Raw genomic sequence first — 21,184 nt, 5'->3', positions numbered from 1 at the left:
TTCCCTCGGGAGCTCATGCCTTGACCGAGTACGTCGACCAGGAGCTGTCCGCGACGAAGCCGAGGCGGCGGTTGAGAGCGAGGACGGCGTCGTTGCGTACGTCGTTCCACGCCTGCACCAGGGCGAGGTGGGGGTTCTCGACCGCGGTCCGGGCGATGAGACCGGCTTTGATCCAGGTACCCATGCCCTGGCGGCGCCTGTCGGTGAGGACCAGAGTCTCCCCCGCGTCGGCCATCGGGCTGTCGCGGACGAAGAGGGTGGCATACCCGGCGACCTCGCCGGTGGCCGTGTCGACGGCAGCGGTCACGTACTGACGGTGTCCGGCGCGCGCTGCCTCGGCCTCGCGGGAGCGGACGTCGGCGGCGGTGGGGGCACGGACCTCCGCCTGGCCGTTGATGGGCACGTCCAGGGCACCCCATGCGCGGGCGTAGAGGCCGACCAGCGCATCGGGGCAGCGGTCGCTCCAGTGGACAAGCCGGTGGCCCGGCACCGCGCGGTCGGCAAGCTCGTCGACGCCGGCACGGGCCGGGCCCTTCAAGAAGAGCCGGTTGCGCAGGTTGGTGCCGTGCAGCTCGGCGCCGCAGGTGGCGGCGAAGGCCTCCGCGGCCGGGGTGCGGGGGGCGTCGACCATCAGGCGGCCCCGGCCTCGGGTGCGCAGTTCGGCACGAGCGGCATCGACGAGGGCGGTACCTGCGCCCCGGCGGCGACAGGACGGGAAGACCCACAGCGAGCCGTGGCCGGGTCCGTTCGGCACACCGAGGTCGAGGCCGAGCTTGGTGCAGCCGGCCGGCCGGTCAGCGTCGAAGGCCGCGAGCACGATCCGGTCGGCGCCGTGGCGGCGTTGAAGTAGCCGGGCCAGCAAGGCCTGCGACACCGGCGGATCGCCGGGCAGTTCGAGGCTCATCGTCTCCTGGAAGCCCGGCAGGAGGAGGGCGATCGTGGCGGGATCGTCGCCGTCTAGGCTGCGAATGTCCATGGATTCATCGTCGCCGGGACCACTTGAGGTTCCGTCAAGAACGGCTCGGGGCGCGGACGCCGCACCGTCCGTGCCCCGAGCCGTCGAGGGTGGCCTGCCGGGCTCACGTGGCCCGGCAGGCGCGTGGTCACGCGTCCTCCGTCTCCTTGATGGTGATGGCTCGCACCGGGCATGCCCGGACAGCCTCGCGCACCAGCGGCTCGCCGCCGCCGTCCTCACGGCCGGGGATGACGGTGGAGAGTCCGTCCTCGTCCTGTTCGAAGACGGAGGGCACGGTGACGGCACATTGGGCGGAGCCGATGCACCGGTCGGAGTCGACCGAGATGTGCACGGCGGCTACCAGGTGACAGGGAGCTCGGAGACTCCCTGGAGTACGTAGGGCGCGTTAACCGGCACCTCGTCGGCGGGGACCGCGAGTTCCAGCGTCGGCACCCTGCGGAACAGGGTCGCCAGGGCGATCTCCATCTCGGCGCGGGCCAGGTTCTGGCCGATGCACTGATGGATGCCGTACCCGAATGCGACGTGGCGGCCGGAAGGCCGGAAGATGTCCAGGTCGTCGGCGCCCTCGAAGGAGCCGGGGTCCCGGTTCATCAGCATCGTCGAAAGAATCACCCCGTCCCCGGCCTTGATGAGGTGGCCCTCGATCTCGATGTCCTCCTTGGCCACGCGCATCAGCATGTCGCCGATGGATGTGAACCGCATCAGCTCGTCCACGGCCTGGGGCATCAGGGACTCGTCGGAGCGCAGCGCCTCCAACTGCTCCGGGTGGGCCAGCAGCGCCATCGTGGAAAGGGCGATCATGTTGGACGTCGTCTCGTGGCCGGAGACCAGCAGGACCGTGGCGATCATCGCGAGTTCCTGACGGTCGACCTTGCCCTCGTCCAGCTGGCGGGCGATCAACTCGTCGAGCAGGGTGTCTCCGGGTTCGGCCTGCTTGCGGCTGATCAGGTCGTCGAGGTACGCGAGGATCTCGGTGAAGGCCGTCTGTGCCTGTGCCGCCTGCTCCTGGCCGGATGAGGAAAGCACGTGTCGCGAGCGTTCGTCGAAGTAGTGGTGGTCCTCGTACGGGACGCCCAGCAGCATGCAGATGACGGCGGACGGCATCGGCAGCGCGTACTCGCTGAGCAGGTCGACGGTCACGCCCGGGCCCTTGGCCAGCATCTTGTCGAGCAGCTCGTCGGCGTACTTCTGGATCGCCGGGCGCAGGGCGTTGACCTGGCGGACGCCGAAGCTGGGCAGCACCGTGCGGCGCTGGCGGGCGTGCACCGGGTCGTCGACGCCGACCAGCGGGGGCGCGGCGGCCTGCTGGCGCTGGGCCTCGATCCGGGGCGCGAGCAGTGGGAAGTTCGGGTCGAGGACATCGGAGGAGAGCCGGCCGTCCGGGAACAGCCTGCGGCCGAGCTCGTTGCCGGTGATCAGCCAGGCGATGCGCCCGTTCCAGAGGGTGACCCGGGAGATGGGGCCCTTCTCCCGGAGCTGCTCGTAGCCGGGCGGCATCTGGTAGGGGCAGGTGCGCCCGATCGGATAGGCGGGGGCGTCCTCGGGTCCGTCCGCCAGCGTCTTCGTCTCGTCGAGTGTGTCGGTCATCGGAGCTCCTGGGTGTGCGGCCGGTGGGCCGGGCGGTACGGCTGGGCGAGGATTCAAGGCGGGCTTCACAGCCCGCCGGTGACACGCAGGGCCTCGCCGTGGACGTTTCCGTTGGCGGCGGAGCCGAGGAAGACGACCGTGCGCGCGACGTCCTCGGGAGTGTTCATCCGGCCCGAGGGAAGGGATCTGGCCTTGTTCTCCAGAAAGGCCGGCGAGGCGTGCGTGAGCACGTTCTCGGTAAGGGTCTGACCGGGCACGACCTCGTTCACCAGGATCCCGGCGGGGCCGAGTTCCCAGGCGAGACTGCGCACCAGCCCGTGCAGGGCGGCCTTGCCGGCTCCGTATGCGCCCGCGCCCGTCATGCCGGTGTCCGCGAGGCCGGCGCCGATCAGCACGATGCGGCCCCACTCCCGTCCGCGCATGAGGGGCAGCACGGCTTGGACCGTGTGGAAGACGGCATCCACGGAGGTGCGCAGGACCCGCTGCCACTGCTGGGGCGGGACGTCCTCGAAGGCGGGCATCTGCCGGCCGGGCCGCGGAATCGCGTCGCCCCACTCGACCGCGCCGGCGACCAGGACGTCGAGCCCGCCCCACTCGGCGCCCACCGCGGCGACCGCGGCCCGTATGGAGTCCTCGTCACCGAGGTCGTAGCGAACCACGTACGGGATGCCGCCGGCAGCAGCGACCTGGTCGGCTGTCTCCTTCGCTCCCGCCTCGTCGGAGTGGTAAGTGATCGCAACCCGTGCGCCCTCCGCCGCGTAGGCGAGGGCCGTGGCCCGGCCGATGCCGCGAGAAGCACCGGTGACGAGCACCGCCTTGTCCGTCAGTCCTGTCTTCATCGTCCTGCTTTCGTCGTCTGCTGACCGCGCTTCCGGCCGGAGTCGATGCTTCGGCCGTGCCGGAAGAAGCCGTCGGGGTCGTAGGCCTGCTTGATCTCGCGCAGTCGGGCGGCGTTCTCCCCGTAGTGGTCGGTCTCCCAGCCGGCCTGCGTCCGGGAACTGGGGAAGTTGATGTAGGAGCCGGTGGCCAGCGGGGCAAGGGCCGCGCCGCACCGGTCGGCCCACGCGTCGAGCCCGGCCGGGCCCTGCGCGGCCGCCGCTGCGTCGCGGGTGGCCATCTGGAAGCCCGTCAGGAACTGGGCTTCACGGTGCACATAGGCGGTTTCGGTGCGGCCGACCCGGTTGGCGGCACCGCCGAGCGCGATGCACAGCAGGTAGCGCTCGTCGTCCAGGCCGGGGTCCCACGCCTGCAACAGGGACTCGGCCTCGGTGCGCGTGACGGCCCTGCCGGTAAGGCGGTAGGCCTGCCGGGTGTAGGGGTGCCGGTGGCCGACCGCATCCGGGTGGGTACCGGTGCGGTGGCACTGCTGGACGGTCTTGGACCCGCACAGCGCCTCGTGCATGACGTCGGCGTACGCTCCGGGCGCCGAGACCTCGCGGTGCACGGGCTTGACGCCCGCGCGATCGGTGAGCGCGTCAAGGGCGCGTTCGAGTTCCTCGGACGCGCCGTGGTGCACACCCCAGACCTTGACGATCGGCTCGCCGCCGGGCCCGAAGATGCCCGGCAGCACCACGAGGGAGGTGCCGAGGTCCTCCGATTCCTCGACGGCCCAGGACTGCCAGGCAGCCAGCACATCGGCGGCGTCCCTGAAGGACCAGAGCGTCTCGAAGCCGGTCAGGCGCGGGGCGTCGACAGGGCGCAGTTCGAATTGGGTGACGATGCCGAAGTTCCCACCGCCGCCGCCCCGCAAGGCCCAGAACAGGTCCGGATGCTCGTCCGCCGACGCGCGCACGGTCCTGCCGTCGGCGAGGACGACCTGCGCCGAGACGATGTGATCGCTCGCGACGCCGAACTTGCGGGTCTGCCAGCCCAGCCCGCCACCGCTGAGGAAACCGCCCTGTCCGACCGTGGGGAACGTACCGGTGATGATCTGGCGGCCGTGCGGTTTGAGGGCGTCGAGCGCGTCGAGTGACTGTATGCCGGCCCCGATGCGGACGTTGGGGCCGTCCACCGCGGCTCGGTTCATGCGGGACAGGTCGATGACCAGGCCGGTGCCGGTGGACCAGCCGTTGAAGCTGTGGCCTGCTCCCCGGACGTGCGCCGCGATACCGGTCTCCCGCGCGTGGCGTACGCAGGCCAGGACGTCCTGAGGGGATGCGCAGTAAGCGACGCCGTAGGGCGTGACCGAGTCGTACTCGGTGTTCTGCAACTGCTTGGCCAGCTGGTACCCCGGATCGGAGGGGAGAACGAGCTCGCCTTTGAGTTCATCGCGCAGCATGGGAGTGTTTCCTCCGTGAGTCACCGGTCCGGGGTACGGGGCTTGTCCGGCGCCCCGGCCTACTTGTCGACGCCGAACTTGCGGGCGGCGACCTTCGAGCCCTCGTGGCCTCGCAGGAGGTCGCCGGAGGGTGAGTAGAAGTTGGCTCCGCCGGTGCCCTCCCAGTGGTCCTCGGAGAGGAACTCACCGGTGACGAAGACGTGCGCCTCGCCGACGTGCTCGCCCTGCGGGTTCACGGCGAGGATGTGGAAGTTGTACTGGAAGGAGTCCTTCCCGGTGGACTCCCAGTTGCCCAGGCCGATGTTCTTGGCGTTGACCTGGTAGCAGGTGACGCCGCCGTCACCCGTGAAGGATGCGAGTCCGAACACGGACTTGCCGTCGTCCTCCAGCTCGGTGGTCCAGGTTCCGACAAGCCTGGCGTCGGTCATGGTGGGTCTCTCCTGACGTGGGTCCGGTTCGTGTGGTGTGCCATGAGTACGGTTCCGTCCCGGGCTGGAGCGGCACTTGAACGGGCCTGCAGTCGGGCGTGGAGCCGGAGATCATCTGCCGCGCCACATGCCGGTGGACGGGTGCCGGCCACGGTCCGGTCGGTGCCAGCCGGCCCCGGTCTTCTCCGGCGTCGTCCTCGCGGCCTGCCCGACGGCAGCCACGCGGCTCAGGACGCTCACCAGAACCGTGGTGAGGGCGGCTGTCTCCTCCACGGTGGGGGCGCCCTTGGTGATGTGCCAGGTCGTCATGGTCGTCGCTCGTCCTTCACACCGGTGGGTTGCCGTGCTTGCGGGAGGGGAGGTCCGTGTACTTGGGCCGGAGCATGGCGAGCGCGCCGATGAGCGCGGAGCGGGTGGCGGCAGGGTCGATGACGTCGTCCACCAGGCCGCGTTCGGCGGCGTAGTAAGGGTGCATCAGCTCGGTCTGGTACTGCTTGATCTTCTGGGCCCTCACGGCGTCCGGATCATCCGCCGCGGCGATCTCCCGTCGGAAGATCACGTTGGCGGCTCCCTCGGCGCCCATGACCGCGATCTCGTTCGTCGGCCACGCCAGGGAGATGTCGGCGCCGATGGAACGCGAGTCCATGACGATGTACGCGCCGCCGTATGCCTTGCGCGTGATCAGCTGCACGCGTGGGACGGTGGCGTTGCAGTACGCGTAAAGCAGCTTCGCGCCGTGCCGGATGACACCGCCGTGTTCCTGGTCCACACCTGGCAGGAAACCGGGGACGTCGACGAGGGTCACCAGCGGGATGGAGAAGGCGTCGCAGAACTGCACGAACCGGGCAGCCTTCTCGCTGGCGTGGATGTCGAGCACGCCCGCCAAGGCGGCGGGCTGGTTGGCGACGACACCTGTCACGTGGCCGTCGAGGCGGGTCAGCGCGCACACGACGTTGGCCGCCCAGTCCGGCTGGATCTCGAAGTACTCGCCGTCGTCGACGATCTCCTCGATGACCGCCCGCACGTCGTACGCCTGGTTGGGGTTGGCGGGGACGACCTCCTGAAGGGCCCCGGTGAGCCGGCCGGCCGGATCGTCCGTGGGCTGGTGGGGCGCCGTCTCACGGTTGTTGGACGGCAACAGGGAGAGCAGGAACCGTACGTCTTCCAGACAGGCGGTCTCGTCGTCGTGGGCGAAGGCCGCGACGCCGGACACGGCGGAGTGCACATCGGCTCCGCCCAGCCCGTTCTGAGTGATCTCCTCGCCGGTGACGGCTTTGACGACGTCCGGTCCGGTGATGAACATCTGCGAGGTCTCGCGCACCATGAATATGAAGTCGGTGAGCGCGGGCGAGTAGGCGGCGCCACCGGCGCACGGGCCGAGCATCACAGAGATCTGCGGAATCACTCCGGAGGCGAGGGTGTTGCGCCGGAAGATGCCGCCGTAGCCGGCGAGTGCGGTGACGCCCTCTTGGATGCGCGCGCCGGCGCCGTCGTTCAGCGACACCAGCGGGGCACCCGCCGCGAGTGCCATGTCCATGATTTTATGGATCTTGGTGGCGTGCGCTTCACCGAGGGCGCCGCCGAATATCCGGAAGTCATGGGCGTAGACGAACACGGTCCGCCCGTGAACCGTTCCCCAGCCGGTGACGACGCCGTCGGTGAGCGGGCGCTTGTTCTCCAGGCCGAAGCCGCTCGCACGATGCCTGCGCAGGGCCTCGATCTCATGGAACGAGCCCTCGTCGAGGAGCAGGTCGATCCGTTCTCGGGCAGTCAGTTTCCCCTTCGCGTGCTGCCGGGCCGTGGCCTGCTCGTCAGGGCCGGCGACGGCCTCCTCCTTGAGCTGGGCGAGTTCGGCGGCCCGGTCGGATGCGGCTGCGGCGGTGTCGGTGATCACGCGATCTCCTTCGGGTTCAGAAGCCGGCGTGCCAGGTCCCGTTCTTCCGCGCTGAGCGGGATGTCGGGGCGTAGCTGTTCGGGATGGCCCGGCGGGGGCCGGAGCATCACCCCTTGCCCGGCCGGGTCGTCGGGTGGGGGGACGTGGACCCATATGGCACCGGCAGCGGCCAGTGACCGGCCGACCCACCGCAGGAAAGCGGCGGTCTTGGACCAGGAGGCCACATGCCTCTCCGTAACCGAGGACCCGATCGTCTGTACGGGCACGAGGGGTCCTCCTCGATGTGATGTCGGACGGTTCACGGTCACACGGTGGGCTCAAGACCTCTTGGAGGTGGGCTCAAGGCAGCGCGCCGCGCACAACGCCCGCCATCGCCGCAGAGGCCCTGGGTCTGGGAGCGGTCACGGCTCCTGGCACAGCAGTCGCGACACCAGGCTCATGGACTCCTCGTCGCACAGGCCGTCACCGCCGAACTCAGGGGGCGCCGCGGGAACGGCGTCGTGGCAGGCCACGCTGACGAGATACCGGTCCAGGGCCCGGTAGGCGCCGAACGCCCACGCGTCGAGGGCAGCCGGGGCACCGTCGGGTGCGAGCAGACCGCTGTGACCGTTCGTAGCGATCTCCCCTTCGATCACGTGGGGGATGTCGAACTCGGTGAAGAGCAGGCGGAGTCCCTGCCCCAGTGCTTTGGTGTAGGCCTCCTTCAGGGTCCACAGGCGCAGCATGGCAGCTGTCAGGGCCGGGCCCTCGACAGCTCCCAGGACTGCCTGCTCGCCTGGCGTGCACACGCGGGAGCGCATCACGTCGAGGGAGAGGGAACGTGACAGCGGCTCCGCGTCGACGCCGATCCGCCCGGTGCGGCTGATGCCGACCACGATGAGTTCGTCGGTGTGGGCGAGACTCACGTCGATCTGGCGCAGGCCGCGCAGATGCGGGCGCCCGCCGATCTTGTAAGCGAGATCCAGTTCCGCGGCGTCGGTCTCCAGAGCAGCCGCCGCCGTGTGTTTCAGGAGGAGCCTCGCGGCGGCGAACCGATGTCGCACGGTGGGGTCGCCGGTACGCCGGTAGCGCTGCCAGTCGCGGCCGAGCAGGTGGCGCAGCCGGGGTTCGGTGACGAGAGCGGGCAACCACTCCCCCCAGGTGGTGAAGACGACCACGCTGCCACACTCATCCCAGGCACGGTGGAGTTCCTGCCAGGGGCCGCCCGGGCCTCCTATGTGCACGGGGTGTGCGATGCGCGGCGCCCCGGCCTTCCCGATGCGTTTCCGGTGCCTCACCGCGTCAGCTCCGCGCCGTCGAGGTCGAAGCCCCGGCCGGTGCGCTGGCGGCTCAGCAATTCGTCGAGGACGCCGGTGACGCAGTCCTCCGGTCGGTTCGGTACCTCGATGCCCGCCCGGTAGGCGAGGCGGGACAGGGCGAGCAACGCCCAGCCCGGGTCGGCGAGGAAGGACGCTCCGTCTTCCTCGGCCTCCCAGGTACCCAGAACGGCTGCCGCGGTCACGACGAGCCCGTACCGATCGCTGAGCGCCGCTGTCCAAGGGCCGGACATCGAAGCTCCGAACCGCCCGGGCAGGGCACGGCACTGCTCGCGCAGGACGCGGAGTTCGCCCAGGAATCCGTCGGCGAACCGCCCCAGCAGGGCCGTTCGCCCGTCGGCGGCCCGGGCGCACGCGATCCGCTCGGCGGAACCGGCCAGGTACGCGGCCAGGAAGTCCGCGTCCCCGGCGAACGTCAGCAGCCGGTGATCCAGCCTCGGCAGGTCGATGCTTTCCCCGAACAGACCCGGCGGCGGTTCAGCCTCCACGAACCACGAGCGGTTCGCCAGTGTGCGCAGCTGCGGGACGATCACCGCCTGGCACGCGGCTGCGCCTGCCCGGCCGAGTCCCGCAGCGGGCAGGTCGCGAGTGAGCTTGGCAAGCAGGCCATGGGGAAGACCATCGCCTTGCCGGCCCGCCGAGCCGAGGACGGCGGAGAGTTCGTCCAGGGCGTCCCCGAGCAGGGCCGAGATCATGTACGTGGCCGCCACGGTCGGGACGTGAGCCCGTTCGGGGACCAGGCTCGCGGCCCGCAGGCATGCCTGTGCCAGGGCGTCGCAGGCGAGCAGATCGGCGAAGACGCCGGCGAGCGGCCGGCGCCAACGGCGGGCCGGCGACGCGGCGCTGTTCGCGGTGGCGGCGCTCACGGCCGAACGCAGCACCGGGTCGACCGCCGCGGTCACCGCGCCGGCGAGCAGACACCTGTTGATCTGGTTCGTGCGCAGGGCCAGGGCGACGCCCTCTCCGGCGCGGCCCACAAACGCGTTCTCGGGCACGGGGCACCGGGTGAACCGCAGGCCCGAGAAGACTGCCGCGCGCAGTCCCGGGGTGACCGCACGCGGCAGCAGGCGCATGCGCCCGGCGGGAAGCCGGGCGGGATCGAGGAGCAGCGCGGAGTGGCTGTGGGGCCCGGCCGCGGTGGCGGTCGCGGCGTGGAGGACGAAAGCGCCCGCCCGCTCGGCGTCCATGATCACGTCCTTGCAGCCGTCGAGGACCGGTCTCCCGTCGGCCGGCCGACGCAGGGTGAACCCGTCCCGCGACACTCCACCGGCCGGCCCGAGGCCTGGGTGGACGACGGTGATCCGGCCGCCACCGAGCAGCAGTGCGGCGACCGAACTCTGCTGGGTGGCGTTGCCGGCCGCCCATACCGCCGAGGCGGCGAACGACGAGGAGATGCCGCATCCGAGACCGAGGGCCACGTCGCGCCGGAACACGGGACGCAGTACCCGCATCAGCAGATCGGCACGGGCCAACATGCCCCCGTGCCGGACGGGGACGAGTTCGCTCCCCATCCCTGCCACCGCGAGCAGTTGCTCGGTCTCCACCGGTGGACGCCGGTCCCTGTCGAACTCGGCCAGTGCGGTGAATCCGTGCGGGTTTCCCGGGTCGAGGGGATCGCCGAGCATCCCGTCGAGGAGGGCAGCACGCCGCAGCGCGGTGGCCCGGTCATGCGTGCCGGCGGCTTGTTCGAGGGTGTTCCGGGAACTCGATGGGGAGTCCGCGAAGGGGGGCATGTGCGGCTCCCGGTCATGACTTCGGAGTGATCCTGCGGACGGCGCTCTGCGCGTGCTGCCGGGCCGACCGGAGGATGGCGGTGCTGTCCCGGCTGAGTACCTGGCGCGCGTGCCGGTGAGCACCGGTCGCGTCGGCGTGGGTGCCCATCGCCTCCGTCATGTCCTGTAGGTGCAGCACCGCTTGGTGCCGCGCGACGACGGTCACGCCGGTCGCGTCGGGCTCGACCGACCATTCACCGGTCTGCGCGGCTGTCGACGCGAGCGGCTCGGTCAGCTTGTAGACGATCCGGCCGCTGTGGGGGAAGCACACGCGTACGGCCTCGGCGGTGTGCGTGCGGCCGTCGTCCGTGGCCGTATCCATTCTGATCTTCTGGATTCCGGGGGTCTCTTCCATGAGATCGAGGCGTCTCAGCCACGGGAGCTGTCCGGACCAGTTCTCCATCCTGTACAGGAAGTCGTAGACGAGTTCGGCCGGCCCGTCGACGCGCAAGGTGTCCTCGACGGCGACGACGCGTTCGTCGAGGGTGGTCCAGCGTTCGGCCAGATGTTTCACGTTCGTCAACAGGGCACGGAGATCGGTGTCCCGGGCCAGTTCCAGCCAGGTGGCACCGGCGCCGCGTCCTGCGGACACCGGAAGGGCGTGGTGCAGGGTCAGGCGAGACGAGCCTTTCGGAAGCTCTTTGACGACCCAGGAGCCGGACACCCCTTGCATGTGTGGTGCGGGCATCGCCTGACGGAAGTCGATCCGTCGCGCGGCGGGGTCGAGTGTGCGCCGGGTGACCCAGGAGGTGACCTCGCCGTACGCGAGCGCCCATATTCGCAGGCGCTGGTCGGCACCCTCCAAATCCAGCTGCTCCACGTGTACCGTCGGGGCGAGGAAGAGCGGCCAGCGCACCGCGTCCGCGACGATTCCGTAGACGACTCCGGCGGACGCGGTTATGTCGACACGGTGGGACGTGCGGTGGAAGGCCGTCTCGGGCATCGTTGTCTGTTCCTTTCTCCGGCACACGTGACCGACCGTGGGCCATGCCACTCGTGAAACGGTCAGCTGCAGATGAAGACCGGATCACCGGGGGCTGCGGCGGGAGAATCTGCCGGGAGTACCCGCGCCGCTGCTCGGGTCCCTATGTTTCGTGGAGGCTGAGTACTGGCTACCGGAGTGACGTAGGGGGACCTCGCCCCGTCTGGCTGGGGCGGACCCGGCGGGCCCGCCCCAGGGTGCGGTCTTTTTCTGCCGACCGTCTGGATCAGGCTGTGGCGCGCGTGGACAGCGCCCTGTTGACGGCCACAATGTACTGGCGTGGGGTCTCGGCCTCGTCCAGTGCCTCCTCGTCGAGCGTGACACCGGAATCGCGCTCGATGATGCCGGTGACCTGGAGAAGCGACAGGGAGTCGTAACCGAGTTCGGCGAACCCGATATCCAGCACGTCACCGTTCATCTCATGGGTCTCGCTGCCTCCGCTGCTGCGCAGAAGGTCGATCAGGGTGGTGATGTCGAGCTGCTGCATGATGATGTCTCTCTCCTCGTGCTGAGCACGATTAAGGGTTCGGGTCCCTATGGATCGGTGAGCGGGGCCGGCCGTTCGCCGACGGACGGCACCTTTCAGGGCTGTGGGGCGGGGGCCGACACCGACGCGCGCCCGGCTACGGCCTCGAGTCGCCGCACGACGCGGCAGGCTCGGCCCGTCAGGCGAGGCAGCACGCCACCGCGCACGAAGAAGTGGTCACCGGCCACGGTGCGGGTCGCGACGGGCCCGGCACTCCACCTGCGCCAGCCGGCGACCGTGGCAGGTGACACCAACGGGTCGCGGTTCCCGGACACTGCGAGCAGTGGAACCGGTAGCGGCCCGTGCGCGGCCGCCGATGTACGGGCGGCGATGCGTAGCGCACCGGCCAGGCGCAGGTCGTCGCGGAGCACAGGGAGCGAGGCACGACGCCAGTACCGCCGCGCTTCGGCGCCGTCGGGCAGCGCTCCCATGATGTGGAGCATCTCCAACAGATCGTCGTCGGAGCTCTCGCAGGCGTCGGAGAGCTTGCTGGTCTCGTCCGGGGGTGGGCAGGCGCCCACCGCGAGGAGCGCGGGCAGTGGCATCCCTTGTTCGTGCAGAGCCTGGGTAAGGGTGTGGGCCACCATCGCACCGAGGCTGTGCCCGTACAGCGCGTACGGCTGCCCGGCCGTGACGCTAATGCGGTCCATCAGGTGCGCGACCAGTGAGTCACGGCCGGTCAGGCGTGCTTCCTGACGCCGGCCCCCGCGGCCCGGCAGCAGCACAGGCACGGGTTCGACGCCCGGACCGGTTCTACGTGCCCAACCGTGGAAGACCGAAACTCCTGCCCCGGCGTGCGCGAAGCAGTACAGCCGCACGGGCAGTCCTGTGTCCGCCATCTCTGCTCTCCTCGGCCCGTCGGAATCGCGCGTGCCTGTTCAGGCTCCCTGACAGCCCTAGAGGCGGGCTCGAAACTCGACCGGCCGGCACCTCAGGCGGCGTAGAGATCGAAGGTCGAGCCGCGCCGGGGCCCGGTGGACAGGTCGAGGGCAGGATCCACTGCGAGCATTGCCTGGTGCATACGCTGCATCTGCGGCGACGGCTCGACGCCCAGCTCCTCGATGAGCCGCATCCGCAGCTTCCGATAGAGGTCGAGAGCCGCAGCCTGCCGACCCGACCGGTACAGAGCCACCATGGCCTGCGAGTGCAGCCCTTCGTGGTGCGGGTGGCGTGCCGTCAGGTCCCGGAGCTCGGCGGTGATCTCGCAGTGCCGCCCCAGGCGTAGGTCGGCGTCTATGCGTCGCTCCACCGTGACCAGCCTGCTCTCCTCCAACCGGAGCACCTCTATGGTGAGCGCGGGGCCGACGCGCACGTCGACCAGGGCGGGCCCCCGCCAGAGGGCAAGAGCCTGACGCAGGGTCTGGGCGGCGCCTTCGTCGTCCCCGGCTTCGAAGGCCGCCTGCCCCGCCGACACCCTTCGCTCGTACTCGTGCACGTCCGCGCTGTCCGTCGGGATCTGCAGCACATATCCGCCGTGCCGGGTGGCGAGTACGTCCTTGGCGGTGTGCGGCGCATCGGGTCCCATGGCAGTGCCCAGCCGGCGCCGCAGCTGCAATATGTAGGTCTGCAGCGTCGTCAGGGCGCTGACCGGCGGGTCAGCGCCCCAGATCTCCTCCATCAGCGTCGGCACAGGCATGATCTGCCCCGGGTACAGCGCGAGAAGCGACAGGATTTGTCGGGGTTTTCCCGCTGTGGGAACGATGGAGACACCATTGACGTCAGCATTGAGCGGCCCCAGAACCCGGATCCTCATTGACGTTCTCCCATGACTCGTCGAGAGCTTCTCGTTTTGATCTCCGAAGCAAGGCATACGGACTTCTTTGTCCGCTTCTGCGTGCACGGCCTCAAGCACCGTACTGACTGAAACAGGGCGCCTCGGATTTCTTGAGTCTTCGTCAAGCGGATCTCCGCCAGGCCGCGTGCCGCTGCGGCGCGCTCCCCCCTTCACCTGCGTCAATCGCTATAACGCGTCCTTGAAGGGTCAGACGACACGGACCACACGGGAGCCGGGCTCAGCGGCCGTTGACCCTGTGTGGGTGTGGGCCAGCAGTATCGAGCGGTGCAGTTGGCGAAGCACGACCGAAGGTTCCAGGCCCGACTCGCGTGCGAGAGTCCCGCGCAGCTTCCGGTAGACGTCCAGTGCTTCGCTCCAGCGGCCCGAGCGCTGCAGGGCGATCATGAACTGTCGGCACAGGTTCTCGTGGGTGCGATACCGGCTGACCAGAACGGTCAGCTCGGCGAGCAGTTCCCGGTGCCGTCCCAGTTGCAGATCCGCCTCGATGCGCTGGTCGAGCGCGCACAGCCGGCTCTCCTCCAGGCGTGCGGCCTCCAACTCCATTTGCTTGCCCAGCTGGACGTCGGCGAAGGGCGCCCCGCGCCACAACACGAGCGAGTCGCGCAGCAGCCGCGCACCGTCCGCGTGATCGCCCTCGCCGACGGCTCGGTAGCCGAGTCCTGCGAGCCTCTCGAACTCCTTCGCGTCGCTGGTTCCGCCCCTGGTGTTCAGGAGATAGCCCCCAGGGCACGTCACGAGGATGTCCTTGGCCGACACGGCTCCAGGGCCTTGTGCAGCCAGGGCGCCGGTGATGAGCTCTCGCAGCTGGAGCACGTACGTCTGGAGGGTGGTACGGGCGCTGCGCGGCGGCCTGTCGGCCCATAGCTCCTCGATCAACGCGGACACGGGCACAACCTGGTCGGCGAAGAACGCCAGGAGTGCGAGCACCTGTCGCGCCTTCGGCGCGGTGGGCGTGATGGAGACCCGGCCCTCCGTCACGATCAGAGCTCCCAGAATTTCGATATCCACGTTGCTTCCCCCTGTAGTTTCGTCAGCCTTTTTCGGACCCGCGGTCGAGACGGGTCGGTCCTCCTGAACGAGAAATGAAGTCTGTGCAGGCGGGCATCTTCCTTCCACACATGGCCGAGGAGAGTCTTCTCACGTTTGGCAGTCGGTCGAAGCGATCGCCCCGTGCAGGGGGCTCACGGAAGTCGACCCGACCGCTTTGGCGGAATCCGGTGGCTGTCTGAGCGGATTCGGAGACCGGCATCCGCCACTCAGGTCACGGGCGGCGGATGCCTCGTCACACCGGAGCTCGTCGAGCCCCCTCCCGGCTGGATTGCTCCGCCGCACGACCCGGCAATCGGAGACGGGACTTCTCGCTGACACGGCGACGGATGGACACCGGAAACCTCGACAATTGCAAAGCCTTCGGAAATAGTTCGGTCATACGCGCTGAGTGCACTGCCGTACAGGCGAAGCCCGGAACTCCCGTCCGCAGTCTTGGCATGACCGGACTCCGTCCCGGGTGCCACGCGAGGCCGAGATCCTGCAGGGTGCGAAGGGAGCCGCGGGCAGAGTCACCGAAGGTGGCGGTGGCGCTGACCTGGCCTTCCTGGCAGGAGGGGCCGACGGCAGGAACGTGCGGGGCACACCGCACTCGCCGCTCGGGGCGAGGCGCTCTTCCTGCGGATCCCGGATCCCATCCGAGCGAGGCCCTTTCCTCCCAGTCCCGCCCCTGCACATACGATCGCGCCCACGGCACAACAACAGCACCCTCCCCCGCTCAATCAGCCGCACCCCAATTGTGCAGCTGATCCATCAAAGCAGCAGCCCCCGCCAACACGTCACCCGAAGATCAATTTCGGTCACATGGCTTAAAATCGAACAGCTTCTCGGCCGTGTGACACCGATGTTTCAACGGTGGAATGTTCCTGCTGGTCGGGATGCCTGTCGGGACCGTAAACGGGGATACGGAGGAGTGCCTCGAGGCGGCAGGCGGCGTCATCACGACCCGCGAGCAGCAGACGTTCCCAGAGATTACGGGCAACGCTGAGAACATAACTCTGCGACGAAAGCACCGTGGTGGACCGAAGATATCGCTTCTCAGCAGCCCGCCGCTTTCAACCGGAGGCAAAGATTTCCCTTTCAAAGGACAAGTGAAGAAGTCAAACCTGATTGCACTCGCGGCGATCGGTCCGTCCTTTCGTGCGATGCTGCGACCGCTGCGAGCCCGCACGCGGGCCAGCTACTGCGGGGGCGCGCTCGCGCCCTCGATTTCTCTGAGTTGTGAGCTATGGGCGGCCTTGCATGCCTGCCCGGGCGAAGCTGGCGGGGCGGCCGTCGCCGTTCTGCCGGCCAGGGCGGCCAGGGCGGCCATCTGCGCCAGGAGGCCGGCTGGGGGATCGTTCAGGTTCAGGGCGTGAGCGGTGATCGTGACGGAGGAACAGCGGATCACGTGGTCGGTGGGGGCCGTGCCCGGGCCGGCCGCCGCGTAGATGAGGTGGCCGCGGCTGATGCCCAGGGCGGTGCAGTAGGCCAGGAGCTGGTAGAGGTGTTCCACGGGTGGGGACGTGACCTTGAGGTACGTGTACTTCGCGTCCATCACCGAGATCGGACGGCCCCCGCGGTACAGAACCAGGTCGGGGCGGAAAGCGGCCCGGCGCGCCTCGTCCAGGCGGTGGACGTCCTGGGGAGCGCAGCGGATGCCGTGGCGGGCCAGGGCTTCGCCGAGTGTCACCGTCACAAAGCGTTCGAAGACCTTCGGCAGGTCCAGCAGGAAGCCGTCCGCCGGGATCGGAACGCCTCCTTCCTGTCGTACCGAGCGGCCGGACAGAAGGAGTTCAGCCAGCCTGAGGGCCGGGGCATAGCGGGCGTTGAGTCTCGTCGGGATCCAGGTGGGAAGCGGTTGGCCGGGGTGAGGCGCGCGGACACCGTGAAGGCGGTGGGCGAGGTGGCGGAGGGTCAAGCGGGTCGAGTCCAGTACGCCCGGCAGGTGAGCGGCCAGATTCAAGGCAGCCAGCAGGATGCGGTTCTCGGGGATGTCCGGGGTGTGGTCGTCGTACCGGACCGATATCGGCAGCGGCAAACCGGTGCGGCGGAGTTGGTCCGTGGTGCGGATACGGCCCCTGATCAGGGGCAGCTCCTCGGCCACCTCGCTGTAGCCGTGCAGGACGCCCGCCTCCAGGGTGCGGCGGGCGGTGCGGGCCAGCAGGTCGGCGAGGGCGGGGAGGAGGTCGTCGGCTGTCGCCGCGGTGACCGGCTCCGGGTGCCAGGGGTCGGTGGAGGAGTAGGAGAGGAGGAAGAGGAGGTCTCTGATGGGGAGTTTGGGGCGCAGCCGGAGGTGGACCGCTCCGCCGGACCGGGTGGGCAGACGGATCAGGCCCACCTTCTGGTTGCCCCGCACATTCCAGCGCCCGCCCGGTGCCGGGGTCAGCCGTACCAGGTCCGGCACGGCGACCAGGGCCGCCACCTGGTCGCCGGTCAGTTCGTACGCGCTGCCGGGGCCGGTCTCCTGGACGGTGAGGGTGAGGTCGGCGCTCACGATTCGACGGCCGGGAGCGGGGAACCGACCGGCCGGCCCTGCGGGGCGGCGGCCTGCGACGGGAATCCGGCCGAGGGGCCCGGCATCGCGGCGGCCGCCCGCAGGGAGTCCAGGCCGTACTCCGCTTCGACGTCGACGCCGGTGCCGTAGAGCTGGTCCTCCAGGAGCGGCAGGATCTGGGTGCGCCAGATGAGGTCCAGGCCCCCGGGGCGGGCCACGCCGGGCTTCATCAGGTACGACGGGCCGATGGCACGGTCGGCGTCGCCGAGGCGGGAGTTCAGCTCGTCCAGCAGCCGGGCGGCAGTGTCCGGGAGACCGCGGGCCTGCAGCCAGCGCGCCAGCAGACCCTGCACCGGCGGCTTCTCGGGGGACAGCCGGCGGAAGGCGAAGCGGCGGCGCATCGCCGCGTCGACCAGCGCGATGGAGCGGTCGGCGGTGTTCATCGTGCCGATGAGGAAGAGATTGCCGGGCAGATGGAACGGATCGTGCGGGCTGTACTGCACGGTGATGGGCTCCTCGCGGTACTCCAGCAGGAAGTACAGCTCGCCGAAGACCTTCGCCAGGTTGGCCCGGTTGATCTCATCGATGATCAGGAAGTACGGATTCGCCGGGTCCTTCCGTGCCCGCTCGGCCAGCAGTCTGAACGGACCGGGCGACACGTCGAACATCACCGAGCCTCCGTCGCCCCGAACGGGACGGAAGCCCTCGAAGAAGTCCTCGTAGGTGTAGGAGGGGTGGAACTGGACCAGCTGCACCCGGTCCGGACCCGCCAAATGTCTGGCCAGCGCACGGGCGACGTGGGTCTTCCCGGTGCCGGGCGGCCCGTGGAGCACCAGCTGAAGCTGGTCCTGCAGCTGTTCGGCGGTCTCCCGCAGCCACTCCAGCGGCATGAGCAGTTCGTCCGCCAGCTCCTGGGTGATCGGCGGGAACTCAAGGGGCTTGGTGACGTCGACCTCGGCGAGTACATCGTCGACCGCGTTCTCCAGACCCGCACGCTCCGCCAGCTCGGCGGCCACACTGCTGATGTCGTACACCGCCGGCGGCAGCGGCAGCCTTGCCTGGACCTTCTCGGGGAGGTCGGCCCGGACCAGGGGGCGGTCGGCGGTCGCCCAGCGCACCCGGAGACGGCGGGCGTTGTCGAGGCCCTCGGAGGCGTCGTACGTCGGTGCGCCCTGCACGGTGCCGACGTGTACCTCGTCCGGGGTGACGGTGACGACCAGGTCGCCCGGCTGCATGACGGTCAGGAAGACATGCAGCTGATAGGCGGCCGCCCCGCGCAGCTGGGCGGTGGCCTCGGGCATGGCCTCGGCGACCGCCTGCCGGACCTGCTGCTTGGTGGCGCCGACGGGGATCTCCGGGACCTCCCGCCAGGAGAGCGAGCAGTAGCCCTGCCTGAGCCAGGCCGGGATGAAGTCGTGCCCGTCCACGTTGTGGCCGCGGACCAGCCAGCCGCGCTGCTCGTGCGTTACGGCGCCCTTGCGCCAGCGGCCGACCCAGGGCTCGTCGTAGAAGTCGACGGGCTGGCCGACCTGGACCTCCAGGTTTCTGCTGAGCGTCAGCAGGTCCTTGTCGTCGTTGCCGGTGGGACCGGAGAGCTCGTCCGCGAACGCCTTGAGGATCTCGTGCTTGTGGTGGGCACTGGCGATGGGCTGGAAGTCGTCCGGGAAGAGCGTGAAGAGCAGTACATGGATCTGGGCACGGCCCTTCTTGTGGCCGACCGAGTCCTGGATGCCGAAGCAGAGGGCACGGAAGCCCCACGGATCTTTGAGGAGTGCCTCCCGCTCCGTGGGCTCCGCCCTGGCCAGCCGCTCGACGAGGAGAACCAGGATCTGGAACTGCGCCCAGCGGTAGTTGAGGAACCCCTGCCCACCGTGGAGGAAACCCTTCAGTGCGGGCTCCAAGTCCGGGGGCACATCCAGGGGGCGGCCGGCCCAGGACAGCACCTCGCGGAGGGTCTGCAGTTTCTTCGGAAGACCGATCTGCTCGGGGACCAGAGGGGCCATGTTCACGAAGAGCAGTTCGGCGGCGAGGACGATCGTCTCGTCGGGGGCGTCGGTGAGCTGCCGGCGCAGCTTGACGAGAAAGGTGTCCGACGATTCGTCGGGCCGGTCGACGAATCGGGCGCGCAGATCGGAGGCGGTCGCCTCGGTCCAGGCTGCCAGTTCCGGCTGGAACGCGGACTTCCCGCTCCGTAACCCGCCGCAGAAGACTCGCTGCACCACGGCCGCGACCTCGGCGCCGTCCGGTCGTCTCGCCACACTGCCACCCACCCCTCGAGTGTTTCGAAGTGCCCACCCTAGTGAGGGGGTCGGAGGTCTGATAGGTCATACAACGGGGTTCAGGGCTGCGGGGTCGTCCCCGGTTGCCTCAGGACGGTTAGATGCTCAGGTGGTGAACTGGGCACAGATGTACGACTGCTACGGAGACGTCGATCGCGTCCCCGAGCTCCTGGCGAGGGTCGAGCGCGAGGACGATGCAGAGGCATGGGATGAGCTGGGTCACCGGCTGATCCTCGAACACGACTTGATGTTCCCCGCCAGTTTCGCCGCACTGCCGCGCCTGGTACATCTTGCGTCGCGGCGTACGGCGGCACGCGAGCTGGCTGGGGCGATCGTCCGGCGCGCGGCAGGGAACCACGGCCTCGACGATCTGCTGGCGGGCTGTACCGCAGCGATCGCGGAGTTCCGTGAGCTGCTGGATCGGCACCTGCGGTCACGGCCGGACGACTACCTCGCGACCTTCCGCGACTTGATCGCCGTCGAAGGGCACCACCACTGGAGTGCGGCCCTGGGGGACTTCTCGGACGACTTCTACCAGGTCGCCTGCCCTCACTGCGCTGTCGAGGTGACGATCGCCATAGGCGACTACGGACGCTACTCAGCCATCCGGGACTGGAACCTGGGCGACGGGGACCGACGCGCCCTGAAGCCGGTGCCCGCCGAGGAGCTCTCCAGCACCGGCTGCTGGATGTACGAGACTGCCGTGCGGGACGGGGAATTCGTGCTGGCCGACGGAATCACCCATCTCTTCGGCCAGGCGGAGTGCCCAAGCTGTGCCAGCGTCTTCAACATCGCCGACGAGTACGCATCATCCAATCGCCCTCCGATCTGAGCGGTGTACCGGAAGCGAGTGACTCTGTCTCAGGTCCAGATGCACAGCCGGATCGAGGAGACCGCGACAGCGCTATGGAATGCACAGGCGACGGCTCCCAAATCGATTGCCCTCGCTGCCCGGCACCGTGTGACATGTGTGCATGAGCAGAATGGCGCAGGTCATCGTGTTGGCGCGGTACGAGGACGAGGTGATGGAGCCGCTGACGCGGCCGGACGAGGCCCGCACCTGGAACGGCTGCTTCGTGCAGATCCCCTGGTTCGTAGGGGGCTGGCACATCGAGTTCGGGCGGTGGAACGGGCGCCGCGGCGTGCTAAAGGACCTGGAGTCCCTGCCGTGGAACGAGCCCGCCTGCGTGCAGGTCATGCTGCACGACGAGGACGACGACCTGTTCGGTCTGTATATGTTCCGCGGCGAGGTCCTCGTCGAGGTGGGCATTCCCGGCACCCAGCGAGTGCACACTGCTACCTCGCCGCGGGACGCGGACCCCGGCTTCCTGGTCCGGACCGGCCTGGGAAGGGGAGAGGACCGGCACTCGCCGGAGCACGTACAAGACCCGCGGTCGTGCTGGTGACCCGGCCCAGACTGGGCCTCGCGGCGCGGACCTCAGCCTCGGTCACAGGATGGGGTGAATCGTTCGTCCCTTCTCCGCGTCAACAGCTCGCCTGGAGTGGAACCCCGTGGTGCAGTCGAAGCGGTGATCGTTCCTCCCGGACCAGCGGTGATGAAGCGCTGGTCGGCCACGATGCTGGTCCTCACTTCTCGATGAGGCGGTACTGAACGGGCCGGTCCTGCACCTTGACCAGCAGACCGGTTTTAGCGAGGCGCCGATAGGTCCCCTCCGACCTTGCCTCCGTGGAGCGAGCGCTGGACGAAATCGGCTACGTGAGCGTCCCCGAGGAACTGCTGGGAAGCGACTACGAGGGCCCAGGTCCGCTGGTGCTGTTCGAAGCGCGGCCCACTTGGTGGACGCGGTTCTTCGGCCTTGTGTGATCC

At 69.2% G+C, this 21,184-nt stretch carries 21 protein-coding genes; 3 read left to right on the top strand and 18 right to left on the bottom strand.

Going from position 1 to position 21,184, the window contains the following annotated elements; translation table 11 throughout:
• Positions 1 to 13: 13 nt before the first annotated feature.
• The 18 genes from OG488_RS39100 to OG488_RS39015 form a co-directional block, all read right to left on the bottom strand.
• Positions 14 to 976, bottom strand: a complete 963-nt coding sequence (locus OG488_RS39100) for a GNAT family N-acetyltransferase (protein WP_329239529.1) — start codon at positions 974 to 976, stop codon at positions 14 to 16.
• Between the two features lie 127 nt (positions 977 to 1,103).
• Positions 1,104 to 1,307 carry a ferredoxin gene (locus tag OG488_RS39095; RefSeq protein WP_329239526.1) on the bottom strand — a complete coding sequence of 68 codons (204 nt, stop codon included), beginning with the start codon at positions 1,305 to 1,307 and terminating at the stop codon, positions 1,104 to 1,106.
• Positions 1,308 to 1,312: 5 nt separating this feature from the next.
• On the bottom strand, positions 1,313 to 2,563 hold the full coding sequence (locus OG488_RS39090; RefSeq protein WP_329239523.1) for a cytochrome P450: 1,251 nt from the start codon (positions 2,561 to 2,563) through the stop codon (positions 1,313 to 1,315).
• Positions 2,564 to 2,628: 65 nt separating this feature from the next.
• Entirely contained in the window at positions 2,629 to 3,402 is a 774-nt protein-coding gene (locus tag OG488_RS39085; RefSeq protein WP_329239521.1) for an SDR family NAD(P)-dependent oxidoreductase, read from the bottom strand.
• Positions 3,399 to 4,841: an FAD-binding oxidoreductase gene (locus tag OG488_RS39080; protein ID WP_329239517.1), complete on the bottom strand. Its 1,443-nt coding sequence runs from the start codon at positions 4,839 to 4,841 to the stop codon at positions 3,399 to 3,401. Before OG488_RS39080 ends, OG488_RS39085 begins: the two co-directional genes overlap by 4 nt.
• Before the next feature lie 59 nt (positions 4,842 to 4,900).
• A complete protein-coding gene (locus tag OG488_RS39075; protein ID WP_329239514.1) occupies positions 4,901 to 5,269 on the bottom strand; it encodes a hypothetical protein in 369 nt (122 codons plus the stop codon).
• Positions 5,270 to 5,380: 111 nt separating this feature from the next.
• Positions 5,381 to 5,578 carry an acyl-CoA carboxylase subunit epsilon gene (locus tag OG488_RS39070; RefSeq protein WP_329239512.1) on the bottom strand — a complete coding sequence of 66 codons (198 nt, stop codon included), beginning with the start codon at positions 5,576 to 5,578 and terminating at the stop codon, positions 5,381 to 5,383.
• 16 nt (positions 5,579 to 5,594) lie between these two features.
• A complete protein-coding gene (locus OG488_RS39065; RefSeq protein ID WP_329239507.1) occupies positions 5,595 to 7,163 on the bottom strand; it encodes an acyl-CoA carboxylase subunit beta in 1,569 nt (522 codons plus the stop codon).
• Entirely contained in the window at positions 7,160 to 7,429 is a 270-nt protein-coding gene (locus OG488_RS39060; RefSeq protein ID WP_329239505.1) for a DUF6059 family protein, read from the bottom strand. Before OG488_RS39060 ends, OG488_RS39065 begins: the two co-directional genes overlap by 4 nt.
• Before the next feature lie 135 nt (positions 7,430 to 7,564).
• Positions 7,565 to 8,320: a 4'-phosphopantetheinyl transferase family protein gene (locus tag OG488_RS39055; protein WP_329239503.1), complete on the bottom strand. Its 756-nt coding sequence runs from the start codon at positions 8,318 to 8,320 to the stop codon at positions 7,565 to 7,567.
• 116 nt (positions 8,321 to 8,436) lie between these two features.
• The gene (locus OG488_RS39050) at positions 8,437 to 10,212 is read right to left on the bottom strand and encodes an acyl-CoA dehydrogenase family protein (RefSeq protein WP_329239500.1); all 1,776 of its coding nucleotides are present in this window, start codon (positions 10,210 to 10,212) and stop codon (positions 8,437 to 8,439) included.
• A 13-nt stretch (positions 10,213 to 10,225) separates the two neighbouring features.
• Positions 10,226 to 11,194 carry an aromatase/cyclase gene (locus tag OG488_RS39045; RefSeq protein WP_329239498.1) on the bottom strand — a complete coding sequence of 323 codons (969 nt, stop codon included), beginning with the start codon at positions 11,192 to 11,194 and terminating at the stop codon, positions 10,226 to 10,228.
• 265 nt (positions 11,195 to 11,459) lie between these two features.
• On the bottom strand, positions 11,460 to 11,720 hold the full coding sequence (locus OG488_RS39040; RefSeq protein WP_329239495.1) for an acyl carrier protein: 261 nt from the start codon (positions 11,718 to 11,720) through the stop codon (positions 11,460 to 11,462).
• Between the two features lie 95 nt (positions 11,721 to 11,815).
• Positions 11,816 to 12,598, bottom strand: coding sequence for a thioesterase II family protein (locus tag OG488_RS39035; protein ID WP_329239492.1), 783 nt, complete (start codon positions 12,596 to 12,598; stop codon positions 11,816 to 11,818).
• Between the two features lie 92 nt (positions 12,599 to 12,690).
• The gene (locus OG488_RS39030) at positions 12,691 to 13,512 is read right to left on the bottom strand and encodes an AfsR/SARP family transcriptional regulator (RefSeq protein WP_329239489.1); all 822 of its coding nucleotides are present in this window, start codon (positions 13,510 to 13,512) and stop codon (positions 12,691 to 12,693) included.
• Positions 13,513 to 13,740: 228 nt separating this feature from the next.
• Positions 13,741 to 14,562, bottom strand: a complete 822-nt coding sequence (locus tag OG488_RS39025; RefSeq protein ID WP_329239486.1) for an AfsR/SARP family transcriptional regulator — start codon at positions 14,560 to 14,562, stop codon at positions 13,741 to 13,743.
• 1,219 nt (positions 14,563 to 15,781) lie between these two features.
• Positions 15,782 to 17,077 carry an McrC family protein gene (locus tag OG488_RS39020; RefSeq protein ID WP_329239483.1) on the bottom strand — a complete coding sequence of 432 codons (1,296 nt, stop codon included), beginning with the start codon at positions 17,075 to 17,077 and terminating at the stop codon, positions 15,782 to 15,784.
• Positions 17,074 to 19,335 carry an McrB family protein gene (locus OG488_RS39015; protein ID WP_329239480.1) on the bottom strand — a complete coding sequence of 754 codons (2,262 nt, stop codon included), beginning with the start codon at positions 19,333 to 19,335 and terminating at the stop codon, positions 17,074 to 17,076. Before OG488_RS39015 ends, OG488_RS39020 begins: the two co-directional genes overlap by 4 nt.
• A gap of 133 nt (positions 19,336 to 19,468) precedes the next feature.
• Here OG488_RS39015 and OG488_RS39010 point away from each other — a divergent pair, with 133 nt between their 5' ends.
• From OG488_RS39010 to OG488_RS39000, 3 genes are all read left to right on the top strand, one after another.
• Entirely contained in the window at positions 19,469 to 20,188 is a 720-nt protein-coding gene (locus OG488_RS39010; protein ID WP_329239477.1) for a hypothetical protein, read from the top strand.
• A 142-nt stretch (positions 20,189 to 20,330) separates the two neighbouring features.
• Positions 20,331 to 20,762 carry a hypothetical protein gene (locus OG488_RS39005; protein WP_329239474.1) on the top strand — a complete coding sequence of 144 codons (432 nt, stop codon included), beginning with the start codon at positions 20,331 to 20,333 and terminating at the stop codon, positions 20,760 to 20,762.
• A gap of 281 nt (positions 20,763 to 21,043) precedes the next feature.
• A complete protein-coding gene (locus OG488_RS39000) occupies positions 21,044 to 21,181 on the top strand; it encodes a hypothetical protein (protein WP_329239472.1) in 138 nt (45 codons plus the stop codon).
• Positions 21,182 to 21,184 lie beyond the last annotated feature (3 nt).

It is taken from the genome of Streptomyces sp. NBC_01460 (assembly GCF_036227405.1).
Classification (GTDB): domain Bacteria; phylum Actinomycetota; class Actinomycetes; order Streptomycetales; family Streptomycetaceae; genus Streptomyces.
Note: the sequence above shows the minus strand (reverse complement) of the source record. Positions and strands in the feature narration are given on the sequence as shown.